Origin of the sequence: Bradyrhizobium sp. BRP56 (assembly GCF_020194035.1) — a bacterium.
Lineage (GTDB): Bacteria > Pseudomonadota > Alphaproteobacteria > Rhizobiales > Xanthobacteraceae > Bradyrhizobium > Bradyrhizobium australafricanum.
This window is the reverse complement of the sequence record NZ_JADYVV010000014.1, coordinates 62,859-76,879: the sequence shown is the minus strand read 5'-3', so window position 1 is coordinate 76,879 and position 14,021 is coordinate 62,859. Positions and strand designations below refer to the sequence as shown.

At 64.1% G+C, this 14,021-nt stretch carries 11 protein-coding genes and 1 pseudogene; 8 read left to right on the top strand and 4 right to left on the bottom strand.

Going from position 1 to position 14,021, the window contains the following annotated elements; genetic code table 11:
• Positions 1-155 precede the first annotated feature (155 nt).
• The 3 genes from I6F38_RS12695 to I6F38_RS12685 all read left to right on the top strand — a co-directional run bounded on the left by I6F38_RS12695 (position 156) and on the right by I6F38_RS12685 (position 4,673).
• The gene (locus I6F38_RS12695; RefSeq protein WP_225160562.1) at positions 156-1,427 is read left to right on the top strand and encodes a cytochrome P450; all 1,272 of its coding nucleotides are present in this window, start codon (positions 156-158) and stop codon (positions 1,425-1,427) included.
• Positions 1,428-1,457: 30 nt separating this feature from the next.
• Complete coding sequence (locus tag I6F38_RS12690) at positions 1,458-2,732, top strand: cytochrome P450 (protein WP_157347120.1); 1,275 nt, start codon at positions 1,458-1,460, stop codon at positions 2,730-2,732.
• Between the two features lie 99 nt (positions 2,733-2,831).
• Positions 2,832-4,673, top strand: coding sequence for a class I SAM-dependent methyltransferase (locus I6F38_RS12685; protein ID WP_225160561.1), 1,842 nt, complete (start codon positions 2,832-2,834; stop codon positions 4,671-4,673).
• Positions 4,674-4,912: 239 nt separating this feature from the next.
• Here the strand turns inward: I6F38_RS12685 and I6F38_RS12680 are convergent, their stop codons facing one another.
• A complete protein-coding gene (locus I6F38_RS12680) occupies positions 4,913-5,467 on the bottom strand; it encodes a MarR family transcriptional regulator (protein WP_225160560.1) in 555 nt (184 codons plus the stop codon).
• 61 nt (positions 5,468-5,528) lie between these two features.
• On the opposite strand from I6F38_RS12680, the gene I6F38_RS12675 reads away from it, so the two are divergent.
• Together I6F38_RS12675 and I6F38_RS12670 are read left to right on the top strand one after the other, a co-directional pair.
• Positions 5,529-6,428: an alpha/beta hydrolase gene (locus I6F38_RS12675; RefSeq protein WP_225160559.1), complete on the top strand. Its 900-nt coding sequence runs from the start codon at positions 5,529-5,531 to the stop codon at positions 6,426-6,428.
• 68 nt (positions 6,429-6,496) lie between these two features.
• On the top strand, positions 6,497-7,300 hold the full coding sequence (locus I6F38_RS12670; protein ID WP_225160558.1) for an isocitrate lyase/phosphoenolpyruvate mutase family protein: 804 nt from the start codon (positions 6,497-6,499) through the stop codon (positions 7,298-7,300).
• A gap of 84 nt (positions 7,301-7,384) precedes the next feature.
• On the opposite strand, the gene I6F38_RS12665 is transcribed toward I6F38_RS12670, so the two are convergent.
• Both I6F38_RS12665 and I6F38_RS12660 read right to left on the bottom strand, forming a co-directional pair.
• Positions 7,385-8,338 (bottom strand): ABC transporter substrate-binding protein, encoded by a 954-nt coding sequence (locus I6F38_RS12665; RefSeq protein WP_225160611.1) that lies wholly within the window; start codon positions 8,336-8,338, stop codon positions 7,385-7,387.
• A 179-nt stretch (positions 8,339-8,517) separates the two neighbouring features.
• A pseudogene (locus I6F38_RS12660) lies at positions 8,518-10,231 on the bottom strand (adenylate/guanylate cyclase domain-containing protein).
• 367 nt (positions 10,232-10,598) lie between these two features.
• On the opposite strand from I6F38_RS12660, the gene I6F38_RS12655 reads away from it, so the two are divergent.
• Together I6F38_RS12655 and I6F38_RS12650 are read left to right on the top strand one after the other, a co-directional pair.
• Positions 10,599-11,159, top strand: coding sequence for a thiamine pyrophosphate-binding protein (locus tag I6F38_RS12655; RefSeq protein ID WP_225160557.1), 561 nt, complete (start codon positions 10,599-10,601; stop codon positions 11,157-11,159).
• A complete protein-coding gene (locus tag I6F38_RS12650; protein ID WP_225160556.1) occupies positions 11,159-11,752 on the top strand; it encodes a thiamine pyrophosphate-dependent enzyme in 594 nt (197 codons plus the stop codon). The genes I6F38_RS12655 and I6F38_RS12650 overlap by 1 nt, the downstream gene beginning before the upstream one ends.
• 13 nt (positions 11,753-11,765) lie before the next feature.
• On the opposite strand, the gene I6F38_RS12645 is transcribed toward I6F38_RS12650, so the two are convergent.
• Positions 11,766-12,689 carry a LysR substrate-binding domain-containing protein gene (locus I6F38_RS12645; protein ID WP_028334965.1) on the bottom strand — a complete coding sequence of 308 codons (924 nt, stop codon included), beginning with the start codon at positions 12,687-12,689 and terminating at the stop codon, positions 11,766-11,768.
• A 152-nt stretch (positions 12,690-12,841) separates the two neighbouring features.
• Here I6F38_RS12645 and I6F38_RS12640 point away from each other — a divergent pair, with 152 nt between their 5' ends.
• Complete coding sequence (locus tag I6F38_RS12640; RefSeq protein WP_225160555.1) at positions 12,842-14,011, top strand: acyl-CoA dehydrogenase family protein; 1,170 nt, start codon at positions 12,842-12,844, stop codon at positions 14,009-14,011.
• The last annotated feature ends 10 nt before the right edge of the window (positions 14,012-14,021 follow it).

Below are 14,021 nucleotides of genomic sequence, written 5' to 3'. Positions count from 1 at the left end.
ACCGGAAAGGCCCGGATTCGGCCGCTTTGGCCTGACATCAATGCGGCCAAATGCGCGTCGAGAGCCCTTGCGCAAACCGCGGAATGAGAATGTAATTCGGTAAAACATGCCGCGCCGGCCATGCCCCGGCAGCTCAAACGGTTGAGGAGCCGCTCATGCACGGGACCATCGATCTCGTCGACAACACGAATCTGGACGCCGCACGCGAACGCGCCAACTCGCTTGCGCTTTCGGACTACGATCCCGGCAATCCCGAGTTGTTCAAGACCGATACCTTCTGGCCGTATTTCGACCGGCTGCGCCGCGAGGATCCGGTGCATTACTGCAAGGACTCGATGTTCGGTCCGTACTGGTCGATCACCCGCTACAACGACATCATGGACATCGAGACCAACCACTCGGTGTTCTCCTCGGCCGCCTCGCTCGGCGGCATCACCATCCGCGACGTGCCGCCGGATCTGCGCCGCGAAAGCTTCATCGCGATGGACCAGCCGCGCCATTCGGCGCAGCGCAAGACCGTGGCGCCGATGTTCACGCCGACGCACCTCGACGAGCTCGCCACCAACATCCGCAAGCGCTCGACCGAGTGCCTCGACAATCTGCCGCGCGGCGAGGTGTTCGACTGGGTCGACAAGGTCTCGATCGAACTGACGACCCAGATGCTCGCGGTGCTGTTCGACTTCCCCTGGGAAGACCGCCGCAAGCTGACGCGCTGGTCCGACGTCGCGACGACCCTGCCCGGCGCCGGCGGCCTCGTCGCCACCGAAGACGAGCGGCAGGCCGAACTGATGGAATGCGCGGGCTATTTCGCAAGGCTGTGGAAGGAGCGCGCGAGCCAGCCGCCGAAGAGCGATCTGCTCTCGATGATGGCGCACAGCGACGCCACGCGGAACATGGACCCGAAGAACTTCCTCGGCAATCTGATCCTGCTGATCGTCGGCGGCAACGACACCACGCGCAACACGCTGTCCGGCAGCATCTATGCGCTGAGCAAGCATCCGGAACAGTACCGCAAGCTGCGGGAGAACCCGGCGCTGATCGACAGCTTCGTGCCCGAGGTGATCCGCTGGCAGACGCCGCTCGCCCATATGCGGCGCACCGCGCTCGCCGACTACGAGTTCCGCGGCCGTCAGATCAAGAAGGGCGACAAGGTGGTGATGTGGTACGTCTCGGGCAACCGCGACGAGGAAGCGATCGAGAAGCCCTACGAGTTCCTGATCGACCGCGCCCGGCCGCGCACCCACATCTCGTTCGGCTTCGGCATCCACCGCTGCGTCGGCCTGCGGCTTGCCGAGCTGCAGCTCAAGATCATCTGGGAGGAGATCCTCAAGCGCTTCGACACCATCGAGGTGGTGGAGGAGCCGCAGCGGGTGTATTCCAGCTTCATCAAGGGCTACGAGACGCTGCCAGTGCGCATCGCCGCCTGACGCGTCGCGAGCCAACCGGGATCAAGGAACATGAACGTCCAGACCGCCATCCGTGCCGACCGGGCCGAGCTGCTGCGCCAGGCCCGCGAGGAAGCGTATTCGACACCACTCAAGGATTTTCATCCCGGCGCGCCAAAACTGTTCCAGAACGACACGCTGTGGCCGTGGTTCGAGCGGCTGCGCAAGGAAGAGCCGGTGCACTACTGCACCAATGCGCCGATCGAGCCGTATTGGTCGGTGGTGAAGTACAACGACATCATGCATGTCGACACCAGCCACGGCATCTTCTCCTCGGACTCCACACTCGGCGGCATCTCGATCCGCGACGTGCCGCCCGGCTACGACTATCCGAGCTTCATCGCGATGGACCAGCCGAGGCACGCCCATCAGCGCAAGACCGTGTCGCCGATGTTCACGCCCACGCATCTCGACGAGCTGGCAAAGCTGATCCGCCAGCGCTCGGCCAGCGTGCTCGACAATCTGCCGCGCAACGAGACCTTCAACTTCGTCGAGCGCGTCTCGATCGAATTGACCACCCAGATGCTGGCGACGCTGTTCGACTTCCCCTGGGAGGAGCGGCGCAAGCTGACGCGCTGGTCCGACGTCTCCACCGCGCTGCCGAAGAGCGGCATCGTCAACTCGCCGGAGGAGCGGCGGCAGGAGATGGACGAGTGCTACGCCTATTTCTCGAAGCTCTGGAACGAGCGCGTCAACGCCCCGCCGCGCAACGACCTTTTGTCGATGATGGCGCATAGCGACGCCACGCGGCACATGGACCCCGACAATCTGATGGGCAACATCATCCTGCTGATCGTCGGCGGCAACGACACCACGCGCAACACCATGAGCGGCTCGGTGCTGGCGCTGCACGAGCATCCCGACCAGTTCAGGAAGCTGAAGGAGAATCCCGCACTGATCGACACCATGGTGCCGGAGGTGATCCGCTGGCAGACGCCGCTGGCGCATATGCGGCGCACCGCGCTTCAGGACACCGAGATCGGCGGCAAGACGATCAGGAAGGGCGACCGCGTCGTGATGTGGTACGTCTCCGGCAACCGCGACGACGAGGTGATCGATCGTCCGAACGAGTTCATCATCGACCGACCGCGGCCGCGCATCCACCTGTCGTTCGGCTTCGGCATCCACCGCTGCGTCGGCATGCGGCTCGCCGAGCTGCAGCTTCGGATCGTCTGGGAAGAGATGCTGAAACGCTTCGACCGCATCGAGGTGGTCGGCGAGCCGAAGCGGGTCTATTCCAGCTTCGTCCGCGGCATCGAGAACCTGCCGGTGCGTATCCCGGGCTGAAGCCAGATTGTCCTTGGCCACAAGCGCGATCGGCCCTATGTCTTCCCGGGCGTGGTGGTTGATGCACCGCGTCTTGCAGCTTGGGCCAGTTGACGGAACATGAACCGAAAAGAGCGGCGTGCGGCCGGGAAGCAACGGGACGCGTCCAGCAAAAACGCACCTGCCTTCGGCTCCACGGGCGTCAACATTGGCGGCCTCGCCGCCGAGGCCAGCCGCTTCTACGCGATGCGCCGCTTCAACGAAGCGCAGGAGATCTGCCGGCAGCTTCTCGCGCGCGATCCTGGCCATGTGCAGAGCCTGAATCTTCTCGGCCTGATGGCGCAGGCTGCCGGCGATCACCGGGCTGCAGCAAAGATGTTCACCAAGGCGATTGCCTCGGACGAGGTCAATGCCGCCTGCCATTACAACGCCGGCAATTCCTACCAGGCGCTGGGCGATCGCAGCAAGGCGGCCGCGCATTTCAGCAAGGCGCTGGCGCTCGGCATGGACGCGAAGGCGGTCGGCTTCATCCTGCAGAGCCCGACCGTCACCAGCTATGTCGGGCGGATTGCAAGCAAGTGGCCGCTACCGGTCACAAGCGTCGAATTGTTCGGCAGCGAAGGCGTCGCCCCGCTCGCGAACGACCTGTTCCTGCGCTGCGCGATGGAAACGACGACGCTGGCGAGCATGCAGCTTGAGGTGCTATTCGGATATGCGCGGGCCGAGCTGTTGCGGCTCGCGAGCAAGCCGGATCAGGATGAAGTCGACGACGATATCGTAACCTTTGCCTGCGCGCTCGCCCGGCAATGCTTCATCAACGAATATGTCTATGCGCAGACCGGGGCGGAAAGCGAAGACGCGGGCGCGCTGCGCGACCGGTTGCTGCAGGACCTGGCATCAGGCGCTGCGATCGCGCCGCTCACGCTCGCCGTTGTCGCCGCTTACTTCCCGCTTCATGCCTTGCCGACGGCGGACGCGCTGCTGCGCCGGGATTGGCCCGCGGCCGTCGCCGGCCTGTTGCGGGTGCAGCTTCGCGAGCCGCGCGAGGAGATCGAAGAGCGCAGCGCTATTGCAGCGCTCACTCCGATCAGGAACGACATATCCGTCGAGGTGATGCGCCAATACGAGGAAAATCCTTATCCGCGCTGGACCGTCAACCCGTTGACGGCCTTCGCGGCCGATCGGGCGCGGGGACGAACCGTCGCAACCGCGGACCAGCAAGCCGAACGGGATATCCTGATCGCGGGTTGCGGCACCGGCTCGCACGCGATCCAGATCGCTCAGGTCTATCCCAACGCCCGCCTGCTCGCGGTCGACATCAGCAGGACCAGCCTCGCCTATGCGCGCCGCAAGACGCGGGAGCTCGGCTTGCGCAACATCGACTATGCGCAGGCGGACATCCTGGAATTGGGCTCGATCGGCCGCAGCTTCGACAGCATCGAGTCGGTCGGCGTGCTGCATCATCTTGCCGACCCCTTGGCCGGCTGGCGCGTGCTGGTCTCGCTGCTGCGGCCGGGCGGCACGATGCGCATCGGGCTCTACAGCGATCTGGCGCGCCGCGTCATCGTCGAGGCCCGCGATCGCATCGCGGCGCGCAATTATCGCGCCACCGCCGACGACATCAGACGCTGCCGGCAGGACATCTTCCGCGAAGCTGACAAATGGAAACCCTTGATCGGCGCGAAGGATTTCTACAGCATGAGCGGCTGCCGCGATCTGCTGTTCAACGTCATGGAACACCGCCTGACGATTCCGGCGATCGCGGCATTCCTGAACGAGCATGGCCTGTCGTTCGAGGGGTTCGAGCCGTTTGACGATCCGGCGGTCCTCGACCGATTCCGCAAGCAGTTTCAGGGCACGGCCGACGAGACCAATCTCGATCAGTGGCACCGCTTCGAGGTCGATCATCCCGAGACGTTCTGGGACATGTACGTGTTCATGGCGGGCAAGGCCACGCGCTGACGGCAAGCTGCTGGAGCCTTAGGAGATGAGGTCGAATAGCGGCCGCGATGGCACCGCGCTCCCTCTCCCCGTTCTTACGGGGAGAGGGTTGGGGTGAGGGGCACTCTCCGCATAAGCGGTGATAGCTGTGTTTGCGGAAACTCCCCCTCACCCGGAACGCATCTAGCGATGCGTTCCGACCTCTCCCCGCACGCGGGGCGAGGTGAGCGGAGTTGGCCGCTCGATTCAGAGTAACCTCTCTAGCGCGCGTGCTGGCCCTTGTTGGTCGGCAACGGGCAATTGGTGCAGACGCGGTCGTCGCACATCCGGCAGATCGTGAAGCGATCCATCTCGGATGTGTCCTGCCTTGCCAGCAGCTCGCGGATCAGCGTTGCGAGCTGCTTCCGCTCAGCGACCGACAGCACGTCGAGCAGCGACGTCACGGCCGAAATCCGCGACGCCAGCAGTTCGTTGCGGGACGCGGCGCCCGATGCCGTCAGGTGCAAGGCGACCTCGCGGCCGTCCTTGCCGGCCCGGCGTTCGACAAGCCGATCCGAAACCAGCCGATCGACCAGGCGGACCGTTCCGGAGTGCGACAGGCCAAGGATCCGCCTCAGCTTGTCGTTAGTCATGCCCTGACCATAGCCGATGACGATGAGCGCCGCGGGCGTTTCGCCGCCGCGACCGACGACCTCGCGCGCGCCTTGCTCGATGCGATCCATGACGGCGAGCGACAGCGCGCCCAGCAGATTAGCGATTCCGTGTTCCATGCCGGGAATAATATGTGCGCTGCGCACAAAAAACAACTTGACCATATATGTGCGCTGCGCACATATTTGCCCGGGAGCGCAACGACGACACAAATGGAGAGCAGCGATGACGACCCGAAGCACCGCACTGGCAACGCGTGACGCCGCCGGCAGCGAACCCGCCCTGAAATACGTGCAGGCCAACGGCGTGCGATTTGCCTATCTCGAACAAGGCAGCGGACCGCTCGTCATGTTCATGCATGGCTTTCCCGACAACGCCTGGTCGTACCGAAAGCAGCTGCAGGTGTTCGCGGATGCCGGCTATCGCGCGGTCGCGCCGTTCCTGCGCGGCTATGCGCCGACCGAGATTCCGGCCGACGGCATCTTCGATCCGATCGCGCTGGGCCAGGATCTCGAAGCGTTGATCGCGGCGCTGAGCGACGACGGACGGGCCTACGTCGTCGGCATGGATTGGGGCGGTACGTCAACCTTCCAGGCACTGGCCACGGCGCCGTCGGCGATCAAGGCGGCGGTGGTCATGAACACCGCGCACCCGATCACAATCCCAAGCCTCCGGAGCGATCCCGATGCCGTTCGATCGGTTTTCCATGTCTATTTCTTCACGGTGCCTGGCGCTCACTCGGCGGTCAACATCGAGGGACTTCCCTTCGTCGACTACCTTTGGAAGCTGTGGTCGCCAACCCTGCAGAACGACGAGCATCTCCGCTCGGTCAAGGAGACGCTCAGCTCTCCCGGCACCATGAAGGCGGCGCTGAAATACTACAATGGCCTGGTCGATGCGGGAGTTGCGGGCCGGCTACCGATCAACGACATGCATACACCGACGCTGACAATCTATGGCGGCAACGATCCGACGGCGCGGTATTCGATCAAGGAAGAGCCGCTCTTCAAGGGACCACATCGGCGCATCGTCCTGCCCGACGTCGGACACTTCCCGCATCTCGAGCGCGAGGCCGAGGTCACAGGTCTGATCATGGACTGGTTCACCACCCACGCCCCCAACTGAACGCCCGCGCGCGAGCAGCGGCCGCGTCAGTCGATATCTGTCAATTTCCCTGAGAAGGAGTGCGCGCAATGGACGCCACGACACAGCAGCACTACGCCGAAGCGTTTCACCGACTTCACAAGCAGGGCGATCCGCTCGTCCTGTTCAACGCCTGGGACGTCGCCACCGCCAAGGCGATCGCGAAGACTTCGCCGGCCATCGCAACTAGCAGCGGCGCGGTCGCGGCCGCACTCGGCTACGCCGACGGCGAAAATGCCCCGCTCGACATCGTGGAAGGCTTGGTCTCGCGGATGACCGCGTCGGTGCCGGTTCCGCTGTCGATCGATCTGGAGGCGGGATATGGCGACACGCCGGATGCCGCCGCGCATTCGGCGGCGAGGATCCTGAAGGCCGGCGCGATCGGCATCAACATCGAGGACGGGCTTGTCGGCGGAAAGCGGCAGCTCGTCGCTCCGGAGCAGCATGCCGCGAAGATCAGGGCGGTACGGGACGCCGCGCAGAAACTCGGCGTTCACCTCTTCATCAATGCGCGAACCGATCCGTTTCTGCTGAAGTTCGGCTCGCCCGAGCAATGCCTGAATGAGGCGGCAAGGCGCGCGGAAGCTTATGCCGATGCGGGCGCCGACGGAATTTTTGTGCCGGGGCTCACCGACCTCGCGCTGATCGCGAGGCTCGTTCAGCTCACGCCGCTGCCGGTCAACGTCATGGTAACGCAAGGTGTGCCCGAAATCGGGGAGCTCGCCCGTGCCGGTGTTCGCAGGGTGAGCCTTGGACCGTGGCCGATGATGGCAGCAATGCGTGTCATCGGACAGGCGGCAGCCGAGGTCACCACGAGCAAGCAATACGGCGCGTTTCTACGGCCCAACGGTTGAGCCCGTGAGCGCACGCGATGCCACGGTCCGGCCGGACCATTTCAGTCCGTGCCGGCCGGACTACCAGGTTCATGAAGGAATTAGTCACTCGATCACCTCGTCTGCGCCGCTGACGACTGAAGGAGAGAACTCGTGGCCGAGCAGCTTGGCGGTCTTCAGGTTGATGACGAACTCGACCTTGGTGACCAGCTGGACCGGAAGATCAGCAGGCTTCTCACCCTTCAGAACCCGGCCGGCGTAGACGCCCGCGCGTCGATGCGACTGCACGAAATCTCCGCCATAGCTCATCAAGCCTCCGGCTGTCGGGAAATCCCGGGTCTGCGTGATTGCGGGAACACGATACTTCAGTGCGAGATCGGCCAATCGGCGGCTGCGAAATGCAAAATACGGATCGGAAGTGAAAACAAGCGCGTTTATCGACTCTCTCTCTACGGAAGCAAATACGGCTTCAAACTCCTCTTCCTTGCTTGCCCTCGATATCTGCAGATGGACCCCCAAAGTTTCGGCAGCGGCCTGAAGCTTCTGCAGTTGCGAGCTGGCGGTTGGACTTGTCGGGTTGGTCACGACCCCCAACGTTTTCGCCGCCGGCAGAAGTTCGTGCATCAATTCGAGCCGCTTCGGCGACACGTCGACGCTCAGGCTCGAGATTCCCGTGATGTTGCCTCCCGGCCGCGACAGGCTGTCCACCACACCCAGCTGAACGGGGTCGCCGCCCATCTCGAAAACGATTGTCTTGGTGACGCCGGCAGCTTTGGCGGCAAGCGCGACGGGGGCGCCGCCGGGCGCAACCACCACATCGACGTCGCGCGCGATCAATTCGCCGGCCAGTGCAGGTAACCGGGCATATTGCCCATTGGCCCATCGATATTCGATCGCAACGTCGCGGCCCTCGACAAAACCGGCTTCACGAAGTCCCTGGTGGAAAGCGTTCAGCCGGCTGCCAAACAACTCCGGCGATTCCGGACAAAGATAGCCGATCACAGGCATCGACGGCTTCTGCGCCCGCGAGGATGTGGTCCAGGCCGCGGCGGCGGCCATCAACAACAGGACCTCGCGCCGGCTGCCGTGTCCGTGGGATGTGGCTGCACGAGAGTGAGCGCAACTCATGCTCTATCGACCCGCTGGCGTTCGCCGTCGGCGGAAGTATATCCCACGATCCGAAACCAGTCGCCAATGGACTGCACCGAGCCGCTCCGGTCTAGATCGGCCGACGCACATCAAAAAGATATTCCGAACACCGGAATGGCGTCATCGAAGCCCTTGATTTGGCGACTGCCGATATCTTCCAGGGAGCGCTTGCCTCTCACGCTTGCGGCGGTCCCTGCATCCATCAGGATTTCCCGATCTGCGGCAGATGCGCACAGGCGGGCGGCGAGATTCACGACACTGCCGATGGCCGTGTAATCGAGCCGGTCTTCGTAGCCGATCCGCCCAACCGTCGCCGATCCACTGGCAAGCCCTATTCCAAAGCCAACCTGGTAGCCCCGCGACCGCCAGCCGCCGATCAAGCCCTGCACGCGCTTCTGCATTTCGGTCGCAAGGTCGACGGCTCTCAGCGCCGGCTCCTCGACCGGCACGGGTGCGTTCACCAGCACCATCAACCCGTCTCCCGAGAAGCTGATGAGCGTTGCTTCGAACCGCGCAATGACCCTGCCCAGAACCTCATAGTATTCGGACAGCACGCTCATGACTTCCTCGGGAGCGACGCCTGCGGAAAACGCGGTGAATCCGCGCAAGTCACAGAACACAACGACGACGTCGGTGCGGCGGCCATCCAGCACGCTGTCATCGCCGGCACGATCGACGAGATCGGCGACTTGGGGCGCGAGAAACCGCTTGAGCTTCGCGATCCGCTCCTGGTGCTGCTGTGCCAGCGCGAGCTCGCCCGCCATCCTGTTGAAGCTGCTTGCCAGACGCTGAAATTCGTCCCCGGTCTGGATCGAAATGCGGTGCTCGAACGATCCGGCGCCGATCCGCTCCGTCCCCTCCTCGAGCAGCCTGATCGGCTCGGTCATCCGGTGCGCGAATGCATAAGCGAGCAGCCCCGCAAATACGGTGCTGCCTGCGAGAAGCACTGTGGTCCGTCGCAACGCGGCATAGATCGGGGCGTAAGCCTCGGAGAGCGGCTGCGCCACCACGACGGTCCAATCGGGACCCGCCACAGGAGCCGCGCGGGCGGCAACCGGACGTCCCTGTCCGTCGCGGCCCGTTGCAAAGCCCGCTCCCGGGCCGATCGCGTCGCGAATGGTGCGAAACGGCTGAGAGGTTGTTTCTTCCAGCCCGCGGAGGACGAGGCTGATGTCGGGATGGGCAATGAGGCGGCCCGGCCGGTCCAGCACGAAGGCGAGGCCCGTCTCTCCCACCTTGATCGCCGATACGACATCCCAGATCAGCTTGAGATTGACTTCGGCGATGACTGCGCCGACCGCGGATCGGTTACCCACGAGCGCAATGGTCAAATACGGTTCCGAGCCTCTGTTGTAGCTGACATCGCTGAACCTGACGCGCGTGGGCGCCGACCAGCGCAGGTTCAGCCGATCGGTCGGTACGACTTTCGATTCGATTGAGGCCGACCCGCGAGACGTAGAGACGCTCCAGCCCATTGTTGTCGATGAGTGTCAGGCTGACGACGGCCGGCGCTTGACGAAACAGACGCAACGCATCGGTTCGGCGCCCCTCATCGGCCTCGTCGGTCCAGGGAAGCTGGACCAGCCAGCCAAGCTGGCTTGCGATGTCGGAGATGAAGTTATGAATTTCAGCGGCCGCGGACGTCGCCTGAACACCGAGCAACTGGTCCAGCCTTGCGCGCTGATCGCGGTAACCGAACCAGGCTTCGATCGACCCGTTGATCACGAGCGGAAGCGCGACGGCCAGGAACAGTGCGAGAAAATACTTTGGGAAGAGGCCGCGAAACCGATCTCGGACAATCATGCCCTGATCCCTGAAAATGCGACAGATATATCGATATGCGAAATAAAGCCTTGAAAATGAAGCCCGGCGCTGCCGCCAATCGACATCTTCTAGCATAGAGCATCGTTTTAGGCCGTAATGGGGCTGTTGCTCGACCCGACCAAAAGACGCAGCCGGCTCCGGCCGCCATTTCGCTTGCGTCGGCCCTGCAAAACCCTGGCCCTATAAAATTCCGGCATAGCTGGGCGAGCCAGATGCGAAGAGAATAAACCCGTGACCTGGCTTAAAGCCAGCGGTGTGAGGACGCGCCGATGCGCGTCCCTTGTATTGACGCGTTTTTCTTCGCGAACCGGTACCCGGTTCGTTCGAAAACGCTACCGCCGAGGCCATGATGGACCAGATTGCCGTTCACCAGGACAGCGCGACCAGCCAGGACTGGCCGGTTGCGATCTACCGCACGCTGAAGAGCTTTGGCGTGGCGCAAGTGTCCTACGTTCCCGATGCGGGACATTCCAAGCTGATCAAGCTGTCGCACGCCGATGCCGACATCAAGACCACGGTGCTGACGACAGAGGAAGAAGGCGTGGCGCTTTCGGCCGGCGCCTGGCTCGGCGGCGATCGCGCGGTGTTGTTGATGCAATCGAGCGGCGTCGGCAATTGCGTCAACATGCTGTCGCTGATGGCGAGCTGCCGCTTCCCGCTGCTCACCTTGGTGACGATGCGCGGCGAATGGGCCGAGTTCAATCCCTGGCAGATCCCGATGGGCCGGGCGACGCCGCAGGCGTTCGAGATCATGGGCACCACCGTGCTGCGGCTGGAGAACCCCGACGATGCCGAGGAGGTGATCTCGGCGGCCGCCTCGCTCGCCTATGACGGCGACCAGCAGGTCGCGGTGCTGATCTCGCAGCGGATGATCGGCCGCAAGAAGTGGACCAGGGAGACGCACTGATGTCGGCATCAACAGGCACTCTCGATCGCCGCGCCGCCGTGAAGGCGCTGCTCGCCGACCGCGGCGATCTGCTCGTGATCTCCGGGCTCGGCTCCTCCTCCTACGATTTGTTCGACGCCGGCGAGCATCCCGGCAATTTCTATCTGTGGGGCGCGATGGGAGGCGCGGCGATGGTCGGGCTCGGTCTCGCGCTGGCGCAGCCGAAGCGCCCGGTGCTCGTGATCACCGGCGACGGCGAGCAGCTGATGGGGATCGGCAGCCTGCTGACGATCGCGACCAAGCAGCCCGGCAATCTCTCGATCGCGGTGCTCGACAACGGCCATTTCGGCGAGACCGGCATGCAGCCGAGTCACTCCGGCCTCGGCGCCAGGCTCGAAGTGATCGCTGATGGCGCGGGCATCGGCAATGTCTGTGAGATCGCCGACATGGCCGGCATCGAGAAATTCCGCACCAGCCTGCGCGATCTCGGCGGTGGCCCGCGGTTGGCGCGGATCCGGATCGCGGCCGGCGAGGTCGAGCGCGCGCTGCCGCCGCGCGACGGCACCTATTTGAAGAACCGCTTCCGCGGCCATCTCGGCTTCAAGGTGAGCTGATGCGAGGCCGCGCTCAGGCGAGCTGGATATCCCAGAGCCCCTCGGCGCGCAGTGCGGCGACCTCGTCACGCAACAGCTTCGCGATCAGCGTCATCGCGTTGGAGCCGGGATGCTCGACCGGCGAGGCCAGCGTCAGCTCGCGCCGCGGCGCCGGCCGCGCGATGGCGGCGGTCTCGAGCCGGCCCTCCGCCACCTCGGCGCGCACCGAGGACGGCGGCAGCAAGGTATATCCGAGCCCCTCCTCGACCAGGCTGGTCAGCACGCGAAACGAATCCGCCTCGAGCTTGACGTCGAGATCGATCTTCTTTTTGGCCGCGGCATGTTCGAGCAGCGCACGGAGGCCGTGCGAATGACTCGGCAGCACCAGGCGCTGGCGCATCAGCCAGCCGAAGTCGACTTGCTTCTTCGGCTTCAGCCCGCTGCCGCGCGGGCCGACCGCGACGATGCTGTCGCGGCCGAGGCTCTGCACCGCCAGATGCAGATCGACCGACGGGCCATAGATCACGGCAAGGTCCATCTCGCCGCGATGCAGCCACTCGATCAGATGGCCGCTGTAGCTCTCGACGATGCAGAGCGAGATGCCGGGATAGCGCTCCACCGTGCGCCGCGCCAGCCGCGCCGACAGCACGCAGCTCACCGTCGGCACCAGCCCGAGCACGACGCGCCCGGACGGTGCGCCGCCGGCGGACTGGATGTCGTCGCGGATCTGGTCGATCTGCCGCACGATACCGCTGGTGCGCGCCAGCAGCAGCCGGCCGGCATCGGTCAGCACCATGCCGCGGCCGTTGCGCGTGAACAATTCGGTGCGCAGCTCGTGTTCCAGCAGCTTGATCTGCCGGCTCAGCGCCGGCTGCGCGACCCGCAAGGTATCGGATGCCTTGCTCAGGCTCCCGAGTTCCGCGACGCACGCAAAGGTCCTAAGCTGGCGGAAATCCATACTTGCCAATCCTGGAAGGCAGGTTCATACGCTATAACAAAACAGCATAGGGAGTTTACCGGGGCCCCACAACAGCGGGCGTTTTCTTCACGCGAACCGATTTCCGCTTCGCTCGAACACGCTCTGGCGCAACCTCTCGGCAAGACGAAACAATGACCGCACACGATCAACACATCGACGACCATTCCGACATCCGCGACGCGGTGGCAAAACTCTGCGCGCAGTTTCCCGGCGAATACTGGCGCGAGCTCGATCGCCAGATGGCCTATCCGAAGGAGTTCGTCGATGCGCTGACGGAGGCCGGCTATCTCTCGGTCTTGATCCCCGAGGAATATGGCGGCGCCGGCCTGAAGCTGTCGGCGGCAGCGGCGATCCTGGAAGAGATCCAGCGCGCCGGCTGCAATGGCGGCGGTTGCCACGCCCAGATGTACACGATGGGCACCGTGCTGCGGCACGGCAACGACGCGCAGAAGGCGAAGTATCTGCCGAAGGTCGCGACCGGCGAGTTGCGCTTGCAGGCGTTCGGCGTCACCGAGCCGACCAGCGGCACCGACACGTCGTCGCTAAAGACCTTCGCGCGCCGCGAGGGCGACCATTACGTCGTCAACGGCCAGAAGATCTGGACCAGCCGCGCCGAATATTCCGACCTGATGGTCCTGCTGGCGCGCACCACACCGAAGGAGCAGTCGAAGAAGCGCACCGACGGTCTCTCGGTGTTCATCGTCGACATGCGCGAGGTGAAGGGCAAGGGGCTGGAGATCCGCCCGATCCGCACCATGATGAACCACGCCACGACAGAAGTGTTCTTCACCGACATGAAGGTGCCGGCGGAGAATCTGATCGGCGAGGAAGGCAAGGGTTTTCGCTACATCCTGTCCGGCATGAACGCCGAGCGCATCCTGATCGCAGCCGAGTGTGTCGGCGACGCGAAGTGGTTCATCGCCAAGGCCACCAATTACGCCAAGGAGCGCAGCGTGTTCGGCCGGCCGATCGGCCAGAACCAGGGAATCCAGTTCCCGGTCGCAAAGGCCTACGCCTCGATGCGCGCGGCCGAATTGATGGTGAAGGAAGCCACCCGCAAATATGAGGCCGGCCTCGACTGCGGCGCCGAGGCCAACATGGCCAAGATGCTGGCGGCCGATGCCTCCTGGGAAGCGGCCAATGCCTGCGTGCAGACCCATGGCGGCTTCGGCTTCGCCGAGGAATACGACGTCGAGCGCAAGTTCCGCGAGACCCGACTCTACCAGGTGGCGCCGATCTCGACCAATCTGATCCTGTCCTACGTCGCCGAGCACGTGCTCGGCATGCCCCGCTCCTACTGAGTGGCTTGAT

Excerpts from the sequence above, each read along its gene's own strand:
- I6F38_RS12680 (WP_225160560.1), bottom strand. The coding sequence starts at position 5,467 with ATGGTCAAGTTGTTTTTTGTGCGCAGCGCACATATTATTCCCGGCATG.
- I6F38_RS12645 (WP_028334965.1), bottom strand. The coding sequence starts at position 12,689 with ATGGATTTCCGCCAGCTTAGGACCTTTGCGTGCGTCGCGGAACTCGGG.
- I6F38_RS12670 (WP_225160558.1), top strand. The coding sequence starts at position 6,497 with ATGGACGCCACGACACAGCAGCACTACGCCGAAGCGTTTCACCGACTT.
- I6F38_RS12675 (WP_225160559.1), top strand. The coding sequence starts at position 5,529 with ATGACGACCCGAAGCACCGCACTGGCAACGCGTGACGCCGCCGGCAGC.
- I6F38_RS12655 (WP_225160557.1), top strand. The coding sequence starts at position 10,599 with ATGATGGACCAGATTGCCGTTCACCAGGACAGCGCGACCAGCCAGGAC.
- I6F38_RS12695 (WP_225160562.1), top strand. The coding sequence starts at position 156 with ATGCACGGGACCATCGATCTCGTCGACAACACGAATCTGGACGCCGCA.
- I6F38_RS12650 (WP_225160556.1), top strand. The coding sequence starts at position 11,159 with ATGTCGGCATCAACAGGCACTCTCGATCGCCGCGCCGCCGTGAAGGCG.
- I6F38_RS12685 (WP_225160561.1), top strand. The coding sequence starts at position 2,832 with ATGAACCGAAAAGAGCGGCGTGCGGCCGGGAAGCAACGGGACGCGTCC.
- I6F38_RS12665 (WP_225160611.1), bottom strand. The coding sequence starts at position 8,338 with ATGGCCGCCGCCGCGGCCTGGACCACATCCTCGCGGGCGCAGAAGCCG.
- I6F38_RS12690 (WP_157347120.1), top strand. The coding sequence starts at position 1,458 with ATGAACGTCCAGACCGCCATCCGTGCCGACCGGGCCGAGCTGCTGCGC.
- I6F38_RS12640 (WP_225160555.1), top strand. The coding sequence starts at position 12,842 with ATGACCGCACACGATCAACACATCGACGACCATTCCGACATCCGCGAC.